Annotated in this window: 2 protein-coding genes; one reads left to right on the top strand and one right to left on the bottom strand. The window is 63.4% G+C overall.

What is annotated here, in order from left to right:
* Positions 1–124: 124 nt before the first annotated feature.
* Entirely contained in the window at positions 125–1,171 is a 1,047-nt protein-coding gene (locus ABWP09_RS14185; protein WP_353205767.1) for a phospholipase C/P1 nuclease family protein, read from the top strand.
* Between the two features lie 47 nt (positions 1,172–1,218).
* On the opposite strand, the gene ABWP09_RS14190 is transcribed toward ABWP09_RS14185, so the two are convergent.
* Positions 1,219–2,352: flotillin domain-containing protein (locus ABWP09_RS14190; protein ID WP_353205768.1), on the bottom strand; the 1,134-nt coding region annotated here is incomplete at its 5' end.

Below are 2,352 nucleotides of genomic sequence, written 5' to 3' on the forward strand. Positions count from 1 at the left end.
TACCGACGCACGATAAACGCGTGCGACGCAGCAGGATTGCAACATCAATCTGCCAACACGCGATGCAAATAGCCACGAACGCTGCCTTCGCCCATTCGCTGCGTTGTTTTCCGGAGATTCTGCCATGTCACCAAAAGCCATCCGCCGCGCCACTTGCATCGCTGCCGGACTGTTGATCGCTGCACAGCCAATGGCAGCCTTTGCGTGGGGAGAACGCGGCCACACCGCGATAGATCGCGCCGCCGTCGCCGCACTGCCCGACGATGGTCCGGTGTTCCTGCGGGACTATATCGACTATATTGGGGCATCTGCCAGCATCCCCGACACGTGGCGTTCCGCATCCGAGCCGTTCGCGAAGATCGACGAAGACCCCAATCACGGCTGGTTTCGCGAACAATCCACGGTCATGGCGCACCCGCCACGCTCACGCTACGCGTTCGTGCTCGCGCTCTACCGCGAACACCAGCGGATCAGCAGGATCAACCCCGATGCGGCTAAGCGCGTCAACGTTCGCTGGACCGGCACGCTCCCTTATGCCGCGATGGAAGGGTATGGCCGGCTGGTCTCGGGGATGCGCTGGCTCCGGCGGCGGCAGGCGGAGGGCGCTGATGTGCGGCCGCTACAGCAGACTTGCGCTTTCTATGTTGCGTGGCTTGGCCATTATATTGGCGACGGTGCCCAGCCGCTTCATAATTCGATCGCGAGCGACGGCTGGCGCGGTCCCAACCCCAAGGGATATACCCAAGATCGCTCGATCCACGGCCGGTTTGAAACCGGCTATGTCGATGCAATGGGCCTGACAGAGCAGGACATTGTAGCGCGTATGCCGGGCGCGACGCGGCTTGATGGCGACCTGTTCGATCAGGTGCTCGCCTTCCTCAACCGGAGTGGCGACAAGATGGAAATGGTCTATCAGCTCGACCAGCGCGGCGCTTTTGCCGACCCAAACAATGCAGAAGCGCGCCAATTGGTGTATGACCGCACCACCGCAGGCGCGACGATGCTGCGCGATATGGTGTACCGGGCGTGGCGTGAATCGGCTAAGCCCGCTACCGAAAGCACACCCAACCCGTTGGATTTCACCAGCCCGGCGTTCGACCCGGAAACCGGATCAGCCCCGCCGGCGGCTGACCGGTACGGAGAAGCCGCTTCGAATCGGATGACGCGATAGTGATCCGGCTAGCCCCTCCCCTGAAGGGGAGGGGAGTCCGGCAAATGTCATCGCGCTCTGATGTGCTGCGTGCCGCCGTTTGCCCCCTTGGCTGTCATGTCTGAATCCGCAGTCACGCTCGGGGCAGATCCGCTTTCCGGGTGCGCAACGCTGGAGGCTCCGGCCAGCATGCCGCCCATCGTTGCGCCGTTCATGCCGAGCTCGCTCATCAGCGCATCGATCAGCGGTCCGCCGACGCGATAGCGCATCGCAGCGGCGACCGCCGCGTCCGCCAAATTGGTCCCGCTCCCATTGCCATCGCTGCCGCCACCATCGCCGTGCAACCCGCGCGCATCGAGGATGCTGATCTTGTCGATCTGCTCTAGGGGCTTCCCTGCCGCAGCCAGGATTGCGGGTAGCGCGTCGAGCATCGCCTTGCGGACGAGCAAAGCAGTCTGGGCATCGTTCAAGATGTTGGTCGCTTCGTTCAGCGCCGTCTGACCAGCCGCATCGACTGCGAACGCGGCGGCACGACCCTCCGCACGCGATTTCTCGGCATCGGCCTGCGCGGTCGCCTCGGTGCGAAGCGCGACGGCACGCGCCTCAGCGGCTTCCTTGTCGGCTTGCGCCGCTACGGTGATTTGTACAGCTTCTTCCTGCGCGCGCTGCGTCGCCGCGATGACAGCAACATTCTTCGTACGATTGGCGATTTCGGTCGCCTTCGCCGTCGCAACGCTCTCTTCGGCGCGAACGGCTAGCGCGCGTGCTTCGTTGGCTGCCGCTGTGGCTGTCGATTCTTCTTCGGATTTCTGCGCCGTCTGGACCGCCGTGGTGATCCGCGCGAGTTCGATGTTGCGATCGCGTTCGATCGTGGCTGTTTGAATGGCACCGTCACGCTCGATGGTGGCGGTTTGCGTGATCTTGTCGGCCTCGGTCTGCGCAACAGCCTGTGCCTGTTCCGCCACGATGCGGGCGATCTCGGCAAGACGAGTCTGTTCGGCTTCGGCCGTCGCGATGGCGGTCGCCTGTTGCGCACGCAAAGCAGCGAGGGTCTGGCCCTGCGTCAACCGCGCCTGCTCCGCCGCCTGCGCGATTTCGAGCGACTGATTGTTCGCGTCAAGGTTGCGTTGCTCAATCTCGACGCGGTTGGTCGCGACGATGTCATTGCGGATCTTTTTACGCTCCTCGATCATGCGGGTAAG

The organism is Sphingomonas sp., from assembly GCF_040398505.1.
Classification (GTDB): Bacteria; Pseudomonadota; Alphaproteobacteria; order Sphingomonadales; family Sphingomonadaceae; genus Sphingomonas.

What these genes read in the sequence shown, in the direction of transcription:
- ABWP09_RS14185 (WP_353205767.1), top strand. Translation starts at nt 125, where the DNA reads ATGTCACCAAAAGCCATCCGCCGCGCCACTTGCATCGCTGCCGGACTG.